This is a genomic window from Vibrio salinus, assembly GCF_021272385.1.
GTDB classification, from domain to species: domain Bacteria; phylum Pseudomonadota; class Gammaproteobacteria; order Enterobacterales; family Vibrionaceae; genus Vibrio; species Vibrio salinus.
Window position 1 is genome coordinate 246,816 of the sequence record NZ_JAJSDZ010000010.1, and the last position, 22,101, is coordinate 268,916.

Genomic DNA, 22,101 nt, shown 5'->3' on the forward strand with positions numbered 1-22,101 from the left:
CTCCGTCACCACTGTTTTAATATAAACTGCATTCGTTCCACCTGAGCGGTGGTCATAATCCATTTCTCTGGTGGATTTCCAGCATAAGAAAAAGAGGGAATGCAGCCTGTTAACCATTTTTTGTTGTGCCAAATAAACTGTTCAATAGTAGAGAAATAAGAAAAACGCTCTTCATCACTCATAACAGCAAGAAGCGGCAATAACGTTCTTGGGTCATAATATCTGAGTAATGCTTCTGTACGCTCGTTGGTCACAGCTATAGATCTTCGTGCATTATTCAGAACACTTTCCCAATCCAGCCCCTTTTTAATAACCAAAAAACAACCACAGGGTATTTGTTCCATTTGCGAAACACACTCAGACAAAAGCTCCGACGACCCCGATAGATTCATTATGACTGGCCCATTTTCAATATGAGAATAAGGTGTCTCCGAAAACAACGAAGCAAACTGAGGATCAATCACTGACTTATATAACCAAAATTTCCATTTATCCCACAATTGAGGTTCAACTATTGCGTATACTCTGTTATTTGCGTTCAATAAACGAATATCCACTTCAGAAACGCGCCATTCAGAATCTAGCCGTGTATCGGACATGTGCCACCTTTTCCGCAATTACAAACTTCTTTGGTTAACTGGCCTTTACTTACCATATCCGCATAATCAAGTGTTGTAATTCCAGTCCGTACTAAGGGTGAAACATTCGATGTTTTACTCGCTTCTGAAGACAGATCTTCAATCTCATCCGGATTATCCAGAGCCTGTAAAACGTTAGGTTTTGTCGGAGCACTACCACCATAGGATGCCCCAGACCCGGCACTGCCACCGGCATTGAGATTGATGGAAGGGCCCACCAGACTCACTCCGGAACCGCCAAGATTGACAAAGCTGCCACCGACTTTCAGAGTCAGTTCCGCACCACCTTCCACCACAATTTTGGCGCCGCTTTTCAGCGAAATGGCATTTCCAGACTGAACCGCTGTCAGCGAACTCACTTTCTGCTCAAGCGATCCACCAATGTCCTGACTGTGATTTTTGCTCACCTTAATGCGCTGTTCACCGTTCACGGTCAGATGATCGTTTGCTTTAATGTGGGAGAATCGCTCATTTTCAACCGTCAGATGCTGATCGTGTTTAATGTCGTTAATCTGATCATTTTCGATTAATGCCTCAAAATCTTTCTGACTATGAAGCGAAATTTTCTCGCTACCTGACTGATCTTCAAAGCTCAGTTCGTTATATCCACTGCCCTTATGAGATTCAGTGCGTAACACCGTTTTGGTTTTATTCTCCGGCAACGTATATGGCGGGGTATTGTTGGCGTGGTAGGTCCGTCCCGTAACAATAGGTTGATCGGGATCGCCATGAAGAAATGAGACGATGACCTCATGACCAATCCGGGGAATGGCAACTATCCCATATTCCGCTCCGGCCCAGTCATGTGATACCCGCACCCAACAGGAACTATGTTCATCGCCATTACTGTACCGATCCCAGGGAAAATGAAGTTTCACCCGGCCATACTGATCACAATAAATTTCTTCACCTTCCGGGCCTTTCACAATAGCAATGCACGGCCCGTCAACCTGTGGTTTGGGCTGTGGCACTGCCTGCCAGATATGATCGGAAGGGATCACGGTAAACTGATTCGCGTACGTTGTTTCCCCATGACCTCCGGCTTCTTCCAATGCCTGAGGCTGGCGGCCCTGATGATCAACCGCAACCAGAAGCCACTCACGATTCATCTCAGAATCCAGATGATCACCCAATGTAAACTTCACGCCGGACTGAAGCTGGCAATGGTTACTTTTCCCCGTCGATGTTTCAGACAACCGGCGCAGATACGCCAGCCGGACCCGGGCGAACTTTTTTCCTGCCACGTCATTTTTATAACGTCCGGGACTGTCAAAGTGCTCATAAGAAGACAATTGGTAATCCGCCGAGTCGGCTTCTGCCGACTGAGCAAACGAATAATCCGGTTTTTTAAAACTGTAATCCTGCATCGAAACAGAGCTGACTTCTGATTGCGTATGAGACGTCAGCTGATTAACATACATGACATCCGTAGCACCACCGGACAAGGCATTGTATGGCACTTCTCCTTCCATAGTCTGAAAGGTGTCATTATTGTCTGTTACCACCAACTGGTGTTTATCTTTACTGTGGACAAAGCTGTAAATCAATCCTTCTTCAGCCGCCAAACGATGAAAAAATGCCAAATCACTTTCACGGTACTGAACACAATATTCCCGCTTTGAGCAGGCTTTCTGAACCGCAAACGAATAATCAGAAATATTCATTTCCTGCAACAGCGTAGATAATATTTCCGGTACGGTTTTCTGCTGAAACGAACGGCTGTTCTGACGAAGAGATAACCGCTCAAGCGACGGAACCAGTGTGACAGAATAAAAAGTGTGATGATGTCCGGTATCGCCTTTGGTAAAGCAACGAATAATACCGTGAACCCGCTGCACCACTTCACCATTACGAACAATTTCCAATAATCCTTTATTATCTACGATCTGATCAGCCGTTAAATCATTACGCCGGCTTGCCAGCTCAATCTGGTAGCGATAGCCAAAACACGGCTTTTCCTGCCAGTCAAAAGAGTCAGAAACCGATTCATGCCCCTGATACTCACGAACAACTAACGTTTCATCATCCAAACCGTCAATTGTGAAATTAAACCCTAACGTTGCCATACATCATGCCTTTCACTATTTAGCGTGCATCGCGCCATGTATTCTTTTCTATGACACAGCGAAACCTGAAACAGGTTCCGCTGTACAAACATCAATATAAAGTGCTGGATATCTTGAATGATTTAAACAGTGGCTGAGTAAAGGGGTTCGCATCGGCTTCAGAGTTAATGCGATACACCATGTCTCCACCATCGACCGTAAATTTATAATCCACAGAAGTATTACTTGCCGACACCACATCCCCCCGATCCAGTAGCCTGAAGAATGCCCATGGCCCCTGAATCGTAATGCTTTTCGGCTGAACATTAGTATTGGTCGGAATCAGGGTAATCTTAGATACGGCAGAATCCCGTAGTGTATTCGGCCAGATAAGTTCTGCATTCTCCCGCGAACCATGACTGTATAATAAGAACTGCCCGTCGACATTCAGCACACTCCGGCGTTTATTACCGGACAAGCGCATTGGTTCAACAGCAAAATTCACATCCAGTACCCCTTTACGGTTAAAGAAGGCACTCTGTATCCGCTTCGCTTTCTTAATCTCAGCCAGAATCTGTGGCTTAATCACATCACCATTTTCTTCATCGGAATTCATTGAATTTCTTTCGTCAATGAAAAGCTTAAGCTGTTCATTATAGAAGCGATCCAACACACCATTTGGCGCAAAGAAATCTTCAAAATCTTCCAGAGATGCATCTTTTCGGGAACGCGGATTAAATGGATAACGGCCAGCGAGTTTCTGACGATAAACCCGGTAGACTTCATTGTGCCAACGCTGTTCCAGATACTTCATGGCTTCCTGACGGACCACAAACCAACTTTCATCAGCAAGCTTCGTCATCATGTCATCCAGAGGTTTAGGTAATCCGGATGCAACCCGTTTCAAGGTGTAAATCGGATCAGAATTAAGCAGCTTCATTCTCGCTTTGGTTGCTTCTAATGCCGCCATACCCATATCCGGAGCGTTTTTGATTGACTTCAGATACAGTTTAAGCTCATCAACCGAATTCAGAACTTCATTAATGTATGCCGGTTTACTTCCCACCGGTTTCAGCATGCCATTCAGTTCACTGAACGGCGAATCAATCTCAGAAGCAACACGGTATTTCGGTGTTTTCAGCACCTCATCACGGGCATCTTCATCTTCAGGAAGGTCCGCATAAAGCTCTGTATTATTATCCAGCGTTCTTAAAAGCCGCTGTAATGGCTCAACGCTTCCGGTCATATTGTCCAAAACCGTCACCGCATCATTAATATCACTGAAGTATTTCACATCCACTTCAGCCAGTGCCTGCTGCCATGTATCTGTATAATCGTGGACATACAGCTCCCGGATTTTGTCACGCAGCGCCTGTTTATCCGCTTCACTGAATTCAGCCGTCTTACTGATGCCTAATACCCAACTATCAATAAGCGCTAATTCCGACACTTCCTGAATCTGCGGTACAAAATAGTTATCAAAACCATTCTTCGTCAACATCGCCGGAATGTATAAACTGCTACCATTAGACACTTTATCTTCAAACACCATATCAAATACCGGCCCGACCAGACTGCGCAAGTTAATCGCCGGCCCAAGAACAGTTTGAGAATTCAGCTTCAGATTACGGTAAACCCGCTCCTCGGTCGGAACAGAGCCCAGCTCAGTCTGAACCGCCGCGATGGTGGTATCGTAAGGATGCATAATTTGATCAGCAATGGGATCGCCTTCCTTTCTTGCCTTCGCAATATCCGTATGATCCATCGCATAATCTAAATGCCCCATGAGCTGTTCCTGAGTTTTCCGTTTTCCAGGAAATTCGCTGGCCCAGTAACGGGAAAAATAGTTCATCACGATATCTTTATATCGCCCTTGTTTATCCGTCATCATCCGGTAAACGCGCAATGCGGCTAACTTATCATCTTCCGTTGTTGCCTGATTCAGCTTAACAATAACATCGGCCATAAGAATCGGCAGGAACCGGGCTTCCAGCAAATCCAGATACGTTTTCTCTACCTTGGGTCCGATAGTATGCCCTTGATAAAGTCCCATTTCTGAAAAGTATCTGGATTTATCCCGGAAATAACCAAATTCAAACGTCGCCTGGCGGATTTTATTTAAAGACTCCAGAACATCTTTCTGTGAAGCCGCATAAATATTTTCCGGCAGTTGATGTTTAAACTCATTCACTTTGGAAATTACAGCTTCTGCATGATTGACATTGACGTTGTAGTAACGCTGCCAGTAACCAAACAGAATCAAAGTTGCAACAGAACAGGCCGCCACCGATAGTCCGATAATCCGGCGTTTCTGAGTCGCAACCCGTTTATTGTCATTTGCCAGTCCGGCCTCGTTATAAATAATGTGACTAAATAATTTAGGAGAAAAATAAACACTTGAATTTTTTGCATTTTGAGCACGGTTCACCGCATGAGATAATCCATAACGGCGGGAAGCCGCATCATCAAAAGCATTGGTCGGAACCCCCTGCTGATACACAGAAGTAAAATACATACCACGAACTAAGGCTGGCGTAGAGAATTGATCGCTGGACAAAGCTTCCTGGAAAAAATCGTGCAGAATCGGCTGCAAACCTGCAATCTGACGGCTAAAACTGTAAATCGCATTGCGTTCTTCCAGCTCAGTCTGCTTCACCGCCGCGGTAGGCATCAGCTCATTCAGACGGGAGACAAAGCCCGAATATTCCGAATCAAAGCTATTCAGCCAACCGTCAACGTTATCTTCATCCTGATTGAGCTCAAACGTAAAGCCCAGAGCCGCTTCTCGTTGTGCTTTTGTATAATGTTTAAAAAGTGGCTCGAACCCGTACAAAAGGTCAAGTTTCGTCAAAGTGATATATACGGGTAAACGGATAGCCAGTGTTTCAACCAGTTCCCGGATGCGGGCCCGGAGTAAGTTTGCATAAGCTTTCCGTTCTGATGCTTTCGCCGTCGAAAGATGAGCGACATCAATAGCCAGAACAATTCCATTCAGAGGACGACGGCTACGGGTACGATCTAACCATTCGACGAAATGTTTCCATAAACGACGTTCAAGTTCGCCATCGTTGTCTTCATCGCGGTTTCCCTGAGTCAAAAGTTCCCCATCGGGATCAATTAACACGCCCTGGTCACCAATCCACCAGTCGAAAGAATAAGGATTTTCACTCTTCTGTCCGGAAGCTTTCATCACTGAAGAAAAACTGAATTTCTGACCGGAGCGATTAATTAAACTGGTTTTTCCTGCATTCTCCAGACCAAGAACGACGAACCATGGCAACGCATATAGGCTGTTTTTCTGGCCTAAATTTTTGGTCATACCGGCAACGACACGATTGAGTTCTTTTTCCTGCCGTTCTTCATAAACTTTAATCGGATCCTGACGGAACCGTTCCTCCTGTTCCTGCTTTGCGCGGTACTTTTGCAGTTTTTTCCACTGCACATATCCCCACATAGCGATACAGATTAAGGAAAAAATCATCATAACCATTAGTCGCTCAGACGCAGTGACTAGTGGTTTGGCTCCATGAAACGTCCACAATGGACCAATAAACCAGATTGCGGCATTGATCAATATAAAAAGGACCAGTAATAATGCTGGAGCCAGATTAAACATACCCGGCTTAATTTTTCTTGCTAGCCCTAACGCTCGTTTCCACATAATTAACATGTGTGTTCCTTACTTATTCTGACGTAGTATATTTTTCTAATTGTTGAATAATGGAAGGTTCCCAGTCGGAAACATTCATACTTAACGCTTGTGTGTAAAGGGTTTGATAGTTCTCTCTGGCCATTGCATCAAACCCCTGTGATTTCATGAGTTCGGCAGACATTAACCGCCAATACCATTGATTTCTCGGCTCGGTTTCATTTTCCAGCCCATCATTTACCATGGCTAAAGCGTCATTCACGCCTTTTTCTTCCGCTAGCCTTGTCAGTTGTTTACGGATGTCTCCCCACCCCTGAGAGCCACCACAGGACTGATTACCGGATGGTGCTGTTTCAAGCAACCAGTCAATAACATCCTGAGGAACAAAAGGCACACCACCTTTAAAAGACAACTCTTTAAGCTGAGGTAAACGGTTAAGAAAACGTTCTGTCTCATCCCGGATCGCTTCACACCAGTCTTTGCGATCCAAAGCCCGGGCAATCTCATAACTCATTTTGTGTCCTTCGAACCAATAGGGTGCCATGGTTAAGCTCTGCTCAACTTTTTTCCATAACACAAGATCAGGGCTGTTCATCATATCCTGATAATCTTTTACCCGATCCTGCTGCATTGGACGAAGCAGGGTTTCTCCCTTTGAGTTATTATCCGGCACGGAAGTAATACTGCTCCACACTGCATACCGTCTGACCCGGATGGATAGCGCACCACCGTTATGCTGGTCACTCAAAACTTCTGCCACTTTCAATAAGGTATTTTTTGTGGCTTTCTCATTCGTTGAGTCAACCACAACCGAGCTCATCGGACCGGAGCCGGATGAATTCGCCGTACTTTGCCCTTCCGGATTAACCTGAGTTGACGACGTGGATGCTTCCGTTTTCTGTGTCTGCTGGATCTGAGCCTGCTTTCTCCGTTGTTCAGCCTGACTGATGTGAGAACGAATATGACGTATAACAGATGTTAATTCATCGGATTCAACCGCCCGCTTTTCCAGTGCATTATCAAGAACATCTGCAGCCTGTTTTAATTCCTCTTCCCGTTCATCAACAAACCGGTTTAAATCCACATTCTCAAAAGCATCTTTAACCCGTTGCCCTAACTGGCTTAACAAACGCTTACGGGGGATTTTTCCTTTCGGACCCGGCACCGGAAATGCTTCTTCCCAGTATTGCTCAATGAAGTCACCTAATAACATAAGAGACAAATTAAAACGGGCAGGAGAAAGCTGGTGATACAGGCACTGTGTCAAATAAGTCAGTAACTTAATGTCTTTCGATTTATGAGCCAGTAAGTCAACCGTCTTGCTTTCAACTTCCTGCCATTCAATCGTGTCATGAGCAAGCGAACCGACTTTCATCATCTGATCATCGACATACTCAAATAAAACGTCATCAACTAACCGGATACCGGTAGGAGCATCTCCACTAACCGGTGCTGAAATGCATTGACGGTATTGCGATAATTCCATGCTAATCCTCCTACCAGTCACAACGTTCACGCAACGGTTTTAACGCGTCACGCAATGTATCGGTTTCAAACGTTAAGCCATCAATAGACGAATCATTCGAACGCAGGGTAATGCTCCGTTCCTGCATGATCTTTTTCATCTGATTAATGGCTGGTATTCCCCGCCCGGCAGTCAGGAGTAACCCGGTATCATCGGTACGCCAGTAACGGGTATCTCCGGAAACAAGAGATAACCGGACCCGGGCTTCTTTTACTTCAGATGGCATAGCAAGTTCAATTCGGCTGATTCTGTCAATACAACTCATTTTCAAAACAGGAACCGGCCCTTTCTTATAACGTTCTCTTCCATTGGTGGCACCTAATGTCAGCCAGGCATTACTCAGTTCACCAATAGTCTGTAAATTCAGATGCGTTTTTTCTCCTTCACGGGTTTCATTGTAAGAATCCATTGTCTGTTGCCAGGAAAAAGGGACGACCGTCGTACCGGTACTTACAGATTTATGAACCGGAGTCTGAAAAAGATGATCAAAACAAGCCAGCCGGGGCAAGCGTTCCGGAATACCGGTACAGGAACGAGCTTTCTCCACCAGTGACTGACTTTCGGTACTACCTGCGTAAGACAAATAGCTAAAAGAAAACAAAGCACTAAAAAGAATCAGCGAAAATAATGAAGGGAAACGCATCTTAATTAAATCTCCAGTTTCTGACATTTGTACGCTAATGTTCTTTTCGGAATACCCAGACTTTCTGCCGCTTTGGCTCTGTCGCCGGAATACATCATGAGACGTTCTTTAATAATGCGGCTTTCAAAATCGCTCAAAGCCTGTTTTAAATCATGAATCACAGAAAATTCGCAGACATTTTCAGCTACCGAATCCACAGGAAAGTCTTCTGTAAGATCCTGTTGTTCGAAAACAGCCAGACGGTGAGAAAGGCAATTCAATTCGACTTCACTGTTATCCGGTGTCTGAGCGCAACCAAATTCAATCAGGTGTTTCAGTTCCCGTACATTCCCGGGAAAAGCATACTGCTTCAACCGGTCAACAACCCGGAAATTGATCCCTCTGACAGACTTACCATGAGAGGCATTAAACTCATGAATAAAATGAGCCGCCAGCAAAGGCAGATCACTCAAACGTTCCGATAATCGGGGAACGGCAATCGGATACTGAAATAAACGGTAATACAGATCCTGACGGAAACGTTTTTCTTTAACCTGACCAATCAAATTAACGTGAGTTGCCGATACCAGCCTGAAATCAGATCCCAGTTCTTCTTTTCCACCGACAGGCCGGTACCTTCTCGTTTCCAATACTCTTAATAACTTAGCCTGTAATGCGAGAGGCATATCGCCGATTTCGTCCAGAAACAGTGTTCCGCCATTGGCTTCTGCGATTAGTCCGGCTCTGTCAGAGTCCGCACCGGAAAACGCCCCTTTACAGTAACCAAATAATTCACTTTCCAGTAAATTTTCCGGAATAGCGGCACAGTTGATGGCCACAAAAGGTTTGTCAGAACGCTCAGAAAAATCGTGAACAGCCCGCGCTACCAGTTCTTTACCGGTTCCCGTATCCCCCTGAACCATGACTGACAGTTGTGATGAAGCCGCACTGATAATTTGCTCTCTTAACCGGCTCATTGCACCACTGGTACCAATCAAAGAGTCAGACAGCACATTTAATTGCTGCTGCAGTGTTCGGTTTTTCTTTTCTTCAGACAATGATTCTTTCAAATCACGCTGATAAGTTTCATCTCTCTGCATATCTCTTAACAACGCCCATTGATAAGTGAATACATCAATAAATTTCAGGAAATCCCGGTCAGCAAATGAGCTCTGTATACTCTCACTATCACCGACTAAAAAAAGTAAGGCTTTTACAACACTTTTACCGACAGGCAGTGGCTCAACTCTGACAGAGTCGAGCATTCCTAATGTTTCGACATACTGGTTAAAGAACCGGTTAGAACGCCAGAACCCCACTTCGTCGGAAGTGATTACCATGGGTTTTGCCTTCTGTAATACATGGGCAAACGGACAATCAAAATCGGTTACTGACCACGAATGACCCGTTTCGGTATTGTGCGCAACTAACGTCCTGCCATCGGCACTCGGAATAAGGAGCTCACAAGTAGTGAGCCCTAACTCTCGTTTCACTGTTGAAACAAATAATGCCATAAGGTCGTCAGGTTTTCTGACAACAACAAGGTCAGTGGCGTAAGCTAACCAGTTACTCATGGTTACTCAACCTCTCCGATAAATTCCCCACTTTCGACGGTTAAACGGACTCTTGAAATTGGGGCTCTTTCTGCCAGCTTGTTTAATAAAGAAAGTGAAACAGGTGGTAGCAGCTGCCCCTCAATAATCGCTTCCAGCATCCGCGCACCATTTTCAGAACGGATAGCCCGGTTCAGTATTTCATCGATCAGAACATCTTCAATTTCCACTTCAGCCGAATAACGGGTAGCGAACAATGTTTCCAATCTTGACAGTTTCGCTTTCACAATATCTTCCAGAACATCTCTATTCAGAGGTAAGTAAGGAATCACTTCCATACGTGCAAGAAGGGCTGGTTTGAAAAATGCCGCCAATTCCGGGTACAGTTGCTCTTCGATCAGCTCTGGTGTGTCAGAATGATCAACAATGGTTTGATACCCAAGATTAGACGTTAAGAAAAAGACGATATTCTTACAGTCGATCAGACGTCCTTCACCATCATTCAGTTCACCTTTATCAAAAGCCTGATAAAAAATATTCAGAACTTCGGGATGGGCCTTCTCCACTTCATCAAGAAGCACGACAGAATAAGGCATTTTCCGGATTGCTTCCGTCAGGACGCCGCCATCACCAAAACCGACATAACCAGGAGGTGACCCAATAAGACGGGATACCGTGTGTTTTTCCTGATACTCAGACATATTAATGGTAGTTAAGAACTGTTTACCCCCGTACAACTGTTCAGCCAGTTGTACAACGGTTTCTGTCTTCCCGACTCCACTGGGGCCAACAAGCAAAAATGCGCCTTTAGGACGGCCCGGACGACGTAAATCTGCGCGGGCTGTCAGCAAATGACGGTGGACACGCTCAATCGCAATATCCTGTCCTTTAATGACTTTGCCAAGAATCTCAGTCAGATGGGTTATTTTATGCAATTCATCGGTATTCATCTGATCGACTGGGACCCCTGTCCAGTCAGCTATCACGTCAGCGATTTGTTCAGAATCTACCTGAGGATACATAAGACGCTCTGCATGAGGAATAGCCTCTAACCCGGCGTATTTTTCTTTTAATGCGGCAGCCAGTTCAGCTGCTTCAATATCAGATTCATTCCCCTCTTCCGCTTCAGCCTGACTGGACACTTCCATCAGTTGAGAGCGAAGCTCAATAATCGAAGAAACCAATTCTTTCTGCTGTTCCCAGCTTTCAAGTAATGCGTTTTTTTCTTCCTCGTCAGTAAACTCTTCTGTTTTCAGCTCATCCAGACGAGCAACATCCACATCATTTCCCAGCCATTTAGCCCGTTCTAACATGTCGATTTCAAGCTGACGCTGATAACACTGGGTTTCAAGCTGAGCCAGTCGTTTCGGTGGCGTAGTCAGATTAATCGCAATACGGGCACATGCCGTATCCAGAACATCGATGGCCTTATCCGGCAACTGCCGACCGGAAATATAACGGGCAGAAAGTTCAGCCGCCGCTTTCAGCGCTTTATCAGTAATCAGGACATGGTGGGCTTTCTCATAAACAGAGTTTAATCCACGAAGAATGTCCACAGCCTGAGAAACAGAAGGCTCTTCCAGTTTGACCAGTTGAAAACGCCGTGTCAGAGCCGGATCTTTCTCAAAGTATTTCTTGTATTCTTTCCAGGTTGTCGCCGCAACAGTACTCAGCTCTCCCCGGGCCAACGCCGGTTTTAACAGATTTGCAGCATCACCACCGCCTTCCTGATTACCGGCCCCAATAAGAGTATGAGCCTCATCAATAAACAAAATGATAGGAGTTGGTGAATTTTTAATGGTGTCAATGACACCTTTTAAACGCTTTTCAAATTCACCTTTAACAGAAGCACCGGCCTGCAACAAGCCTAAGTCAAGAGACCACAACTCAACATTTTTTAACGGTTCTGGAACATTTCCTGCTACAACACGAAGCGCCAGCCCTTCAATCATGGCACTTTTACCAACACCCGCATCACCAACAACAATCGGATTGTTTTTACGTCGACGACATAAAATATCAATCATCAGATTGAGTTCATTCTCCCGGCAAAGAACCGGATCAAGCTCACCATTTTTTGCCTGTGCAGTCACATTCGTACAAAACTTGGTTAATGGCGTTTCTGCACCATTCACAGGTACATTATCGCCATCAGTGCCATCAGTGCCAGCAGACGGCTCTACTTTAGTTTCAGATGAATCAGCAAGGATCACAGCAAAATTTCGTTTCAGAGATTCTCTGTTCAGAGGTTCAAACGGCTTGATCAATTCAAACGATAAATAACGTTCTGAACGGGTAATAGCGGTCAGAAAAATGGCTCCGGAACGCAGCTCATTCTGATTCAGCTCTGTTGTTGAAAGCAACCATGCTTCCTGAAGTAATTCAACCAACATTGGCGAAAATGCCGGATATGTATCAACATAATCACCATGACGGTATGAGCTGACAATTTTCAGCTTAATCTCGCTATAATCGATATCTGCGCTTTTAAGAATTTTACGGACATCAGACAACGGATTGTCTAGCAACACATCCAAATAATGCTCAAACGTCACTTCGGGATGCTGACGTTCAATACAAAGAGAAGCCGCCTGCTCTAATGCCAGCTTGCTTTGCTCATTCAGCTTTGAAATAAGAGTGGGTAATTCTATACGGATCACTTTGATCACCTAGCCTAATATTATAATTAAAGTAATTGATTGAGTTGGTTAATAACGTCTGCCGATTTATCGTGAAGTAGCCATGTATAACCGAAATAAACAACAAACCAGAATGCAATAAACCCGGCAAAAACACTCCAGACAGGCCATTGAAAGCCCAGTCGGTATTTTTCTTCAACAACATGATTTTGCGCATCAGTCAGCGGTGGCGTCTTAGCATCCGGGTCATCATTTAAATACAACAGCTCATGTAACCCGCTAATAACACGCTCACGTTGCTCATGGCCGTTTTCCATCACGCGGTATTTACCTTCAAACCCAAGAATCAGACACTGATAAATGAATTCAAGTAACGACCGGTAACGCTTAGGTTCCGCTTCAAGCCGGCCCAGAATGGTATATACTTTTTCACCCCCCCAGGTTTCATTATGAAAACGGGAAAGCATTGAATGTTCAGCCCAGAGACAGGAAGCGCCCCACTCTGTCCCCATTACAGATTCATCCAGAAATGCACAAAGAATATAGCGGTAAGCCATAATAATGGCGTGTTCAAAACCATTTTCGCCAAGCTCGATTTCAATGGCTTTGATCTCTTCAACCGTCTGGTTATATATCTGCTCAATGCTGTCGCAATACGTTAGTGTTCTCACGCGCAGAGCCAAACCGAATAAAGGTGTAGCAGCATCAATTAATACGTTAGGATTATCCCCGCGTAGCTGGAACCAGTAATCTTTATCCAGATTGATTTGTTCAACACTGTCGAATAACAAATCATTGTAATTTTCACTTGTATCAGACATCAGTATCATTAACTCCTAATCGCCCAGAATTGAAGGTCCAGATCATCAAATGCGGCAGCGACATGGAAAGCAAAACCGCTCGAATCCTGTAACATCAACCAGGCAGAACTGGATTTATCTAGCTGGTAATAGGTGTAGCCGGCATGATACGGCAATTGACGAGGGGCGACCGGCAGCGAAATAAGCGGAACACCCGGTAACTGCAGTGAAATCAGATCACGTATTTTTTCAACCGATGACACTTTAGTCTGCTGAATAAAGACTTTCCGAAGCTCATCCATCGGCATACGAGCTTTAACGGCAATAATAAATTCGGCATCATCCATTAAGCCAGGATCGTTCACTGGCGCAACCATCAGACCATATTTACGTTTATCCAACTGAATAGACACCGCCCGTGGCTCAAGTACAACACTCAGGCACTGACGGATATAACGAATAACCGGCGTAAAGCAATCCGTTGGTAAATCATGGTTATAGGATGGTATATGCCCCGGTGTCCGACTTTCATTCGTAAAAGTGGCCAACTCACCACAAACCGACGCTAAAAACTGATATAAACGTTCCGGGTGTACTGATCGTAAATCGGCCAGATGCTGCATCTGCGGCTGAATCCGGTTTAGAGACTGCAACAACATAAAATCAGAGACATCTGCAACGCCCCCCTGTGACGGAGAACTCAGGCGTTGCGCAATGTTTTTGCTACGTTCCGCCATCAGACCGCCCATTTCTGTCATAAACCGGTGCAGTTCATGATTCAGCGTTGAATTCAGATGACACGGAATAAATGTACCATCAAGAACCACACTGCCATCCGGACGTTTTTCTAAAATTCTGGCAATAGCAAATGAGGCATAAGCACTTCTGTCTTCTTTCTCAAGCATCAGACGAATATTAACCGGAGACACATCCAGTGTCGTACTATCACCCTGAATACTATGCGTATCGCGCACTTCCTGACTCCGGCTTACATAACGCCCGGTACCCGGTTCATCCGGCCAGTCGACTTCCATCAGAGAATCACTCTTAAGCGGAATCGCCAGATAAATGAGCTGATTGGCCAGTGAGGCATCGTCAATCTCCAGCGGATCAGGCGTAGGGGCTTCCTGAGGGATACGAAAAACCGTGCCGTCAGGCATAATTCCGGAAGCTTGCTCAATCGCAATACGTCCAAACGATAAATATTCCAGGTTTAAACTGAAATCCGTTACACCATATAAATACGAACTTACTGAGCGTATCCGTTCTTCAATCAGATATTCGGTATAACGTTGTTGTTGTTGGAAATGCTGAGGCTTGATGAATAACCCTTCATTCCAAATGACTCGATTATGAGTAAACATACCAGTTATTCCACTCTTTCCAACTTCACGTCATAATCTTTAAAAAGCATCAAGAGATGGTACTGACGCCCTTTATTAATCACTTTTACCGCTTTTTTCCAGTCACTCAGTTCTGGTTCAGAAAAATGAGCTAAAACACCGATATAATGCGTATCCGGGGAAATTTTTATCGCACTGACAAATTTAAATTGTCCGGGGGTCAGGGCAAAATCATAATTTTTCACGAAATTACTGCGTAATGCCGCTTTATAATTTGCCTTAATCGTGTCGTAGTCGGAAGACATGAACATAGAATCGTCCTCAAGCTCAAAAACCTGAACTTCTATTGGTGATGCCTCACCCCATATATTCGGGTTTACACCATCATCACTCACCATACTGAATGTGACTGTGGTCTGCTCATCCGCCGGGTTGTATTCTTCTTTCGATGAACAGGCTGTCAAAGATGCCATCAGGCATAAAGTAAATAGCAGCTTTTTCACTGTTAAAACTCCAATTGCTTTTCTCTGATTTTTTTGTCGTAAGCCTGTTCAAAAATCTGCCAGAATAATTTTTCAAACCCTTTTTGACGGCTGGATGTTAATTCTTCGTAATAGCTGCAATACATATTCCATGCCCAGCTTTCCTTACTGGTCTGTTCATTCTCCTGCGAACGCTTATAGCTGTTAAATCTACGAAGCAAAATCTGTGGTGAAAATGCCGCCAAAATTTGCTGTAAAGCTTCACCGGTTGCATGTTGAACCGCATCGTTATGATCACGAATATTTTTCAGACTTTCACTAATTGCTGCCGGTGCAGACAGATGAACAAGACTTTTATCCGCGTCATACATCGTTTTAATTGTCTCATCATAATCCAGCCCAAGGCGTAAAGGGTTATCTTCAATGGGCTGTAAACTACGGTTCATTACACCGAAATGACCATTGTCAATTTGCTTGTGAAGCTCCAGCAGCCCTTCGATGCAAGATCGTAATGACTCGCCTAATTCCTGAGATAACATGTGCATTTTTTTCATGTCATCACTGTCCGCAAAATCCACTCCCATACCATTTAACATGGGACCGGTTAACAGGTGATTATGTGTTTTTGATTCACTGGACTGAGAAGAAGGTGCCATACTTTTCGCAACTTCTTCTTCCAGTAAATCCAATACGTTATTGTCCATACCATAGCCTTCTGATTGATGCGGTATACGCTCCGCTTTTGTTCTGACGTTGTTCATCTCATTTTCCGATTCCTGACCGGTTTCAAAATGAGACTGCACTTTATGTGTCAGAGATTTCCCAAACCCTAATATTCTTTTTAAACCCATTGAAGATGTCATTGCATTCTCACCATCAGACTGTTGAGTCGTTATGGCCGTGGCCTGTTCAGACAACTCCAGATCATTCAATGATTCTTCATATTTCGGTGGACGTTCTTCCTCATGTTTAATTAGCCTTTCCGGATCTTCAGGTTTATCCATCATTTCATCTAACGCTAAAAGAGGATCTGATAACAATTGTTCCTGCTGACTGGTTAATAGATCAGCATTACCATTTGCCAACAATCCATCGCCATCTGTTACTAACTGATCCAGAGATCCTTCTGAGTCATGGTCATTTTTCATATGTTTCAGAGCCACACGAATATGGTATGCTCCAACCTGTATTTCATCTTTATGACACAACTTTGCCAGCTCATTTTTACCGATTGGCATCGTTGAACCGTTAATGAAAGTTTCACCACTTGTATCCTTAAGACAGAAAGCACCATCAACGGTGGTAATTTCACAATGCATTGGTCGCACTGTTCCTTCGTTGTCCTTTACCTTCCAGTCATCAGCAAAACCTGAACCGATACTGCCACCATGATCCGTCCAGCTCATTTTCGGTGACATCCCGGATCCTAATTTTTTCGTATTCGTGATCACCATTGATAAAGACAAATCATTCATTTTGTTACTCTTCCTCTATCCCCTAACCTGAATTGACACATTATTTTTTGTTTTTTCCTTACCCAGGAAGGTATACCAACCCAACGCCACACTATCATCCCGGTTTAACTTAAAATCAGGGATATCATCTTCATCCATCGCAAGCTCTAATGCGTAAGCCAGCTGCTCTCGTAAAATAAATTCAACAAGATTTCGAAGTGCCGGATAATCCTTTCCTGTAGGCAGGAAATCACAAAACCGGCGACGACTTAGCCCACTAATACAAATGACAAATTTCCCATTGCAATCAAAAGCCGTTGTCCCTGTCAGCGTATTCACGCCCAATTCACAATTTTTTCCACCCAAAGCACATCGTTGGCTTGGGTCGATAGCAATTTTTCGTTTTTCCCATTGACGAATAGAAACGTCCGTCAAATCAAAACAATGAGCAATAATCCCAGCCACTACCTGAGGAGAGCGACTCCGGCCTGCCAACATGCCTGAATACGCCAGCATTTTTGCCCAGTTAACTTTTGTCTCTCCCCTCATGTGAGGATCGGCCACCCCAATCAAAGCAAATAATTGCTGTGAAAATGGATCTTCAGCCCCGGGCTTGAACCGGGCGTAATAGCGGTACTTTCGCCACATCCGGTAAATCAAAGTAATCATTCGGTTATTAAAAAAATCCAAAAACGGTCTTTTTAGCCCTGAATTATCACTATCAATAAGCTGTTCAATAATGTATCCGGGTAATGGTGAATTCGCTCCGGCCAAGCCAAAAAAGCTGGTCTCAACAACGACCCTGTTTCCACCAACCTGCTGAACATTTGTTACGTCCGATGTTGAAAAACCCAAACTTGGGTTTGCGGTAAACACCAACTGACAAAATTTTTCCCACTCATCCGATTCCGGATCCCAATCCTGAAACTTTTGAATTGTTTCAACCAACTGAAAAAAATTATACGACCGCTCATTACCCAGCCAGGCCGTCATATCTCTTAAATCAGGGGCTGAATTCCTGTCTGTGTTCCCCATGAATACTTCTCATTATTTGTTGTATTAATCATCACAAGCTCATGGAACGAATTAATACTGGCGTAAAGTGCAAAAAAATGACTCAAAACAGTACCAAACAGATATAAATCACCTTCGGAATCAAACGCCGACTGATCCACATACAGCTCAGACTGAAGTCCTCTGACAGGCAAACCTTTCAACACTCTGTCCAATGGTTTTGTCACGATCTTACTAATTCCCTCGAGTCTTTTTCTGGCAACCCTTTCAGCCTGCCGGTCAACCAGAGCCCTAAAATCATAGGCCCTCAATACACTACTCAATGCATCTTTCGACAAAAGAGACATGTAATTCAGCGATAAATTGGAAATCAAAACCCATAACAAACTACCATCAAGAATGGGACGCAAAGATTGTGTTGGTACTGTTATGTTTCTGAAATCTGCAAATGTTGGTGACGTATTCGTCGGTTCACAAATATCCCCAACAGCCAGCTCAATCGGTAATAACCGGTTGGTACACGTCAAACGGATAGAAATCGCCTCATCAATGGTATGAGAAACTTTTTCATCACCCCGGACAAAAGAAATATAAGAATCAAAACCATCGCCACGAATGCTGTCTTTAATTCGTGTCCGGTAGTAAAGTGCGGTTCGGTTTTTAGCTCTTTCAACTTCATGCTGAAAACTCTCAAACGAATGATAAATCCGTTTTTCACCACGAACTCTCTGACTTTCCTGACTTTTATCCTGCCAGCCTTCAACATGGTCAACACTAAAAACTTCATAGTGAGAAGGCGTTCTGCTGGATGGTATAATTCGGTATTCCGTTTTTTTCCCAGTGAGTGCCACCGGATCGGCATCGTATTCGAACAAATTGATGATCGGCGTACAATAAAGTTTAAAACTTTCATTATTTACACGAACACTGGCTGGTAATGTCTTATCAAACGTCAGCTTTATAGTGAACTCACCCTTGACAGAATTAGGAATAACCTTATCCAGCATTTCGATATCAAAAAAATGAAATGCTTCAGGAAACGCCAAATATTCCTGTAAAACCCGGTACCCTTCATAGACATTCTTAGGATAAGGTAATAAGGCATCTTCATTACAGAATCCAACCTGTTTTATCGCCGATAGCGGTAATGAAAACTCCGTACCGTTAACAACAACAGATGCTTTTTTTAAATTATGATTAATCCAAAAATACAACATCTGAGCACTATGCCTTTCACCCGATAAGTGCAACCTTAGCGAGTCAAGAGCTGCTTCATGAACAGACATATCGCCGGTCATTGCCAGTGCAATATCGATGACCGATGCTTCCCGGGTATTATGGCAACTGATGTTTTCCATCCCAACCGGATATAAATTCACGTCCCTGCAGGTTTTAAACTGGCACTGAGTACCAAAAACAGCGGTACTGTTAATCTGACTCTCAGCCTTTACCACTTGCTTTTCACTCACATTGCGGTGAGGAGTAAACTGCAAAATACTCATGCTGGGGATAGGACGTAAATAGTTTGGCCATAGCATGTTAATAATTGAATGTGTCAGCTCCGGAAATTCATCTTCAACCTTTTCTCTGAGCCGTCCGGTCAGAAAGGCAAATCCTTCCAGCAAGCGTTCCACATCCGGATCCGTTACCTGTCCATGCAAAAAACGGGATAATTGGGGATGTAGCTCAGTAAATTGCTTTCCCTGCTCTTTTAAAAAAGAAAGCTCTTCACGGAAATATTTGCTTTGCGCCATTATTTAATACACCCGATATCGACGGTTTTGATCTAATAAAAGGTTGAACTTCACTTTGTCGTGAAGCGCCTCGCAATTGATGTCAGCGGTAATTCGGAACCGTAATGTAAGAGGATTTAACTCATCTTTATCCGACTCAACTAATATGTGCTTCAAACGTGGTTCAAATGTCCGTAAACAGTCTTTAATTGCAATACGGATACGAAGTGATAGATCCATCGCCTCCAGTGTTGCGTCATTAAAATCAATCAAACCAATATCGGGGGCACTCTGAGCAGTGCCCAACCGGGTATTCAACACATTCGATACATTTTTTTTAATCGAATTGAGGACATCAATGGCATCTGGCCCCTGAGTCAAAGATCTGGGTTTAGCGCCAATTTCCAGCCTTTCCAGGAAACCAACGCCAAATGCAATTTCCTCTGGTGCGATATAGGACATGATTATGCTTTATCCAAACGACCGACCAGAGATAATTCAAAGTTTGCACCCATATATTTAAAATGAGGACAAACAGCCAGAGACACTTTATACCAACCCAAATCACCTTCAACGTCAGAAACCTCAATATGAGCAGAACGCAAAGGGCGACGGCTACGTACATCAGCCGGTGGGTTTTCCTGATCCGCAACGTAGCGTTTTATCCAGGAATTCAACTCTCGCTCTAAATCTTTTTTATCTTTCCATGCACCAATCTGCTCTCTCTGAAGAACTTTCAAATAGTGCGCTAAACGGTTGATAATCATCATATAAGGTAATTGAGTTCCTAACTTATAGTTAGTCTCAGCAACTTTACCTTCTTTTGTGTTAGGGAAGAGCTTCGGTTTCTGAACAGAATTTGCAGAGAAGAAAGCCGCATTATCACTGCCTTTACGCATGGTAAGAGCAATGAAGCCTTCTTCAGCCAATTCAAATTCTTTACGATCAGTAATCAGAACTTCAGTCGGAATTTTTGTCTGTAATGCACCCATTGATTCGTATACATGCACAGGTAAATCTTCAACAGCACCACCACTCTGTGGACCGATAATATTCGGACACCAACGATATTTGGCGAAACTGTCTGTCATTCGTGAAGCAAATGCAAAAGCAGTATTTCCCCACAAATAATCGTCATGAGAATCAACAACATTTTCTTGATAATTAAATGAGCGAATTGGGTTATCACTAGGGTCATAAGGCGTACGAAGTAAAAAACGAGGAGCCGTTAAGCCAAGATAGCGCGCATCTTCAGATTCTCTCAGAGATCGCCATTTTGCATATTTTGGACTCTCAAAAATTGCACCGACATCCTTAATATTAGGCAACTCTTCAAAAGAGTTAATACCGAAAAAATCCGGACCGACACTGGAAATAAATGGAGCATGAGACATCGCTCCAAGAGAAGCCATGTACTGAAGCAGCTTCATGTCCTGTGTTGATGGCGAGAACACATAGTTACCCAACATTGCGCCAATCGGTTCACCACCAAATTGCCCGTATTCTGCCGAATATACATGTTTATATAAACCAGACTGAGTGGTATCTGAAGAGTATTCAAAGTCTTCCAGTACTTCTTCTTTTGTTGCATGCAAAATTTCGACTTTATTGTTTTCTTTAAAGTCCGTTTTATCAACAAGCAACTTCAGACCACGCCAGGTTGATTCCAACTGCTGAAAATCATCATTATGAAGAATTTCATCCATTTGGGTACTGATCTTTTTATCCAGTTCCACCAGCATTTGATCAACTAACGATTTATTGACTCGTTCAAAATCCTGATCCGAATTCAATAAATTCTCAATAAACGCCGCAACACCTTTCTTAGCGATATCGTAAGCTTCTTCGTTAGGTGCAATTCGGGTTTGAGTCATAATTTCTTCAAGCAATCCACCGTTGCTTGCCTGAGCACCGGATTGCTCAAGTACAGATTCTGTTGCAGACATTGTTTTATCCCCAATAAAATACCGAGAGTATTACGTCGATATTTAGTTAAATTCAATCCTATTTATCACTACCACTGACAACATCTAACTCAGCTAATAGTTTTTCTCTGGACTCTTCAGAAGTCATTAGGTCTTGTAAACGTTCCCTGAATGCAGGAATGTTCCCTAAAGGACCTTTTAATGCGACTAATGCTTCCCTTAGTTCAATCAGTTTTTTCAACTCAGGGACCTGATTAGCGACCGAATCAGGAGTAAAATCTTTTAATGATTTAAAGTTGAGGTTTACCGGAAGTTGTTCACCTTCTTCTTCATTAAGTTTGTTCGAAACAACGGTATTTAACTCAAGGTTGCTTTCGCGCATTACTGATTCGAAGTTATTCTTATCGACAGAAATTGTTTCTCTTTCTTCAATAGGGGTATCTTCTTCATGACCTTTAAAATCACTGATCACCAGCGTTTTAAACGGTAATTCTATTTCTGTCTGAGCGTCACCATTAGCGGGAACATACTTAATATTAATCCGCTCTTTTGGCGCTACACTTCCACTTTTAGACATAAAATAAGTCTCCGGTTCCTATACCAAATAATATTGTTAATGAAAATGAATTTATTAATTCAAGAGCGATGATAACAATTAAGTCTTTAATAATTCGTCTTG

16 protein-coding genes are annotated in these 22,101 nt (G+C 43.6%); all 16 read right to left on the bottom strand.

Annotation, left to right across the window (positions count from 1 at the left end; all coding sequences use genetic code 11):
• Positions 1–5 precede the first annotated feature (5 nt).
• On the bottom strand, positions 6–599 hold the full coding sequence (locus LRQ06_RS14640; protein WP_232767616.1) for a DUF4123 domain-containing protein: 594 nt from the start codon (positions 597–599) through the stop codon (positions 6–8).
• Positions 581–2,704, bottom strand: coding sequence for a type VI secretion system Vgr family protein (locus tag LRQ06_RS14645; protein WP_232767618.1), 2,124 nt, complete (start codon positions 2,702–2,704; stop codon positions 581–583). Before LRQ06_RS14645 ends, LRQ06_RS14640 begins: the two co-directional genes overlap by 19 nt.
• Positions 2,705–2,795: 91 nt before the next feature.
• Positions 2,796–6,344, bottom strand: a complete 3,549-nt coding sequence (gene tssM / locus LRQ06_RS14650; RefSeq protein WP_373054853.1) for a type VI secretion system membrane subunit TssM — start codon at positions 6,342–6,344, stop codon at positions 2,796–2,798.
• 22 nt (positions 6,345–6,366) lie between these two features.
• Positions 6,367–7,818 carry a type VI secretion system protein TssA gene (gene tssA, locus LRQ06_RS14655; RefSeq protein ID WP_232767619.1) on the bottom strand — a complete coding sequence of 484 codons (1,452 nt, stop codon included), beginning with the start codon at positions 7,816–7,818 and terminating at the stop codon, positions 6,367–6,369.
• A 10-nt stretch (positions 7,819–7,828) separates the two neighbouring features.
• Positions 7,829–8,527 (bottom strand): type VI secretion system-associated protein VasI, encoded by a 699-nt coding sequence (gene vasI / locus LRQ06_RS14660; protein WP_232767620.1) that lies wholly within the window; start codon positions 8,525–8,527, stop codon positions 7,829–7,831.
• Positions 8,506–10,053, bottom strand: a complete 1,548-nt coding sequence (locus LRQ06_RS14665; protein ID WP_232767622.1) for a sigma-54 interaction domain-containing protein — start codon at positions 10,051–10,053, stop codon at positions 8,506–8,508. The genes vasI and LRQ06_RS14665 overlap by 22 nt, the downstream gene beginning before the upstream one ends.
• Before the next feature lie 2 nt (positions 10,054–10,055).
• A complete protein-coding gene (gene tssH / locus LRQ06_RS14670) occupies positions 10,056–12,692 on the bottom strand; it encodes a type VI secretion system ATPase TssH (RefSeq protein WP_232767626.1) in 2,637 nt (878 codons plus the stop codon).
• A 26-nt stretch (positions 12,693–12,718) separates the two neighbouring features.
• Complete coding sequence (gene icmH, locus LRQ06_RS14675; RefSeq protein ID WP_232767629.1) at positions 12,719–13,492, bottom strand: type IVB secretion system protein IcmH/DotU; 774 nt, start codon at positions 13,490–13,492, stop codon at positions 12,719–12,721.
• Between the two features lie 8 nt (positions 13,493–13,500).
• Entirely contained in the window at positions 13,501–14,835 is a 1,335-nt protein-coding gene (gene tssK, locus LRQ06_RS14680; RefSeq protein ID WP_232767632.1) for a type VI secretion system baseplate subunit TssK, read from the bottom strand.
• A gap of 5 nt (positions 14,836–14,840) precedes the next feature.
• Positions 14,841–15,317 carry a type VI secretion system lipoprotein TssJ gene (tssJ, locus tag LRQ06_RS14685; RefSeq protein ID WP_232767635.1) on the bottom strand — a complete coding sequence of 159 codons (477 nt, stop codon included), beginning with the start codon at positions 15,315–15,317 and terminating at the stop codon, positions 14,841–14,843.
• A gap of 2 nt (positions 15,318–15,319) precedes the next feature.
• The gene (gene tagH, locus LRQ06_RS14690) at positions 15,320–16,771 is read right to left on the bottom strand and encodes a type VI secretion system-associated FHA domain protein TagH (protein ID WP_232767638.1); all 1,452 of its coding nucleotides are present in this window, start codon (positions 16,769–16,771) and stop codon (positions 15,320–15,322) included.
• 15 nt (positions 16,772–16,786) lie between these two features.
• The gene (gene tssG, locus LRQ06_RS14695) at positions 16,787–17,785 is read right to left on the bottom strand and encodes a type VI secretion system baseplate subunit TssG (protein ID WP_232767641.1); all 999 of its coding nucleotides are present in this window, start codon (positions 17,783–17,785) and stop codon (positions 16,787–16,789) included.
• Positions 17,749–19,518, bottom strand: coding sequence for a type VI secretion system baseplate subunit TssF (tssF, locus tag LRQ06_RS14700; protein WP_232767643.1), 1,770 nt, complete (start codon positions 19,516–19,518; stop codon positions 17,749–17,751). The genes tssG and tssF overlap by 37 nt, the downstream gene beginning before the upstream one ends.
• 3 nt (positions 19,519–19,521) lie before the next feature.
• Positions 19,522–19,959, bottom strand: coding sequence for a type VI secretion system baseplate subunit TssE (gene tssE, locus LRQ06_RS14705; RefSeq protein WP_232767646.1), 438 nt, complete (start codon positions 19,957–19,959; stop codon positions 19,522–19,524).
• 2 nt (positions 19,960–19,961) lie between these two features.
• Positions 19,962–21,443, bottom strand: coding sequence for a type VI secretion system contractile sheath large subunit (gene tssC / locus LRQ06_RS14710; RefSeq protein ID WP_232767649.1), 1,482 nt, complete (start codon positions 21,441–21,443; stop codon positions 19,962–19,964).
• A 58-nt stretch (positions 21,444–21,501) separates the two neighbouring features.
• The gene (gene tssB / locus LRQ06_RS14715; protein WP_232767652.1) at positions 21,502–21,999 is read right to left on the bottom strand and encodes a type VI secretion system contractile sheath small subunit; all 498 of its coding nucleotides are present in this window, start codon (positions 21,997–21,999) and stop codon (positions 21,502–21,504) included.
• Positions 22,000–22,101: the final 102 nt, after the last annotated feature.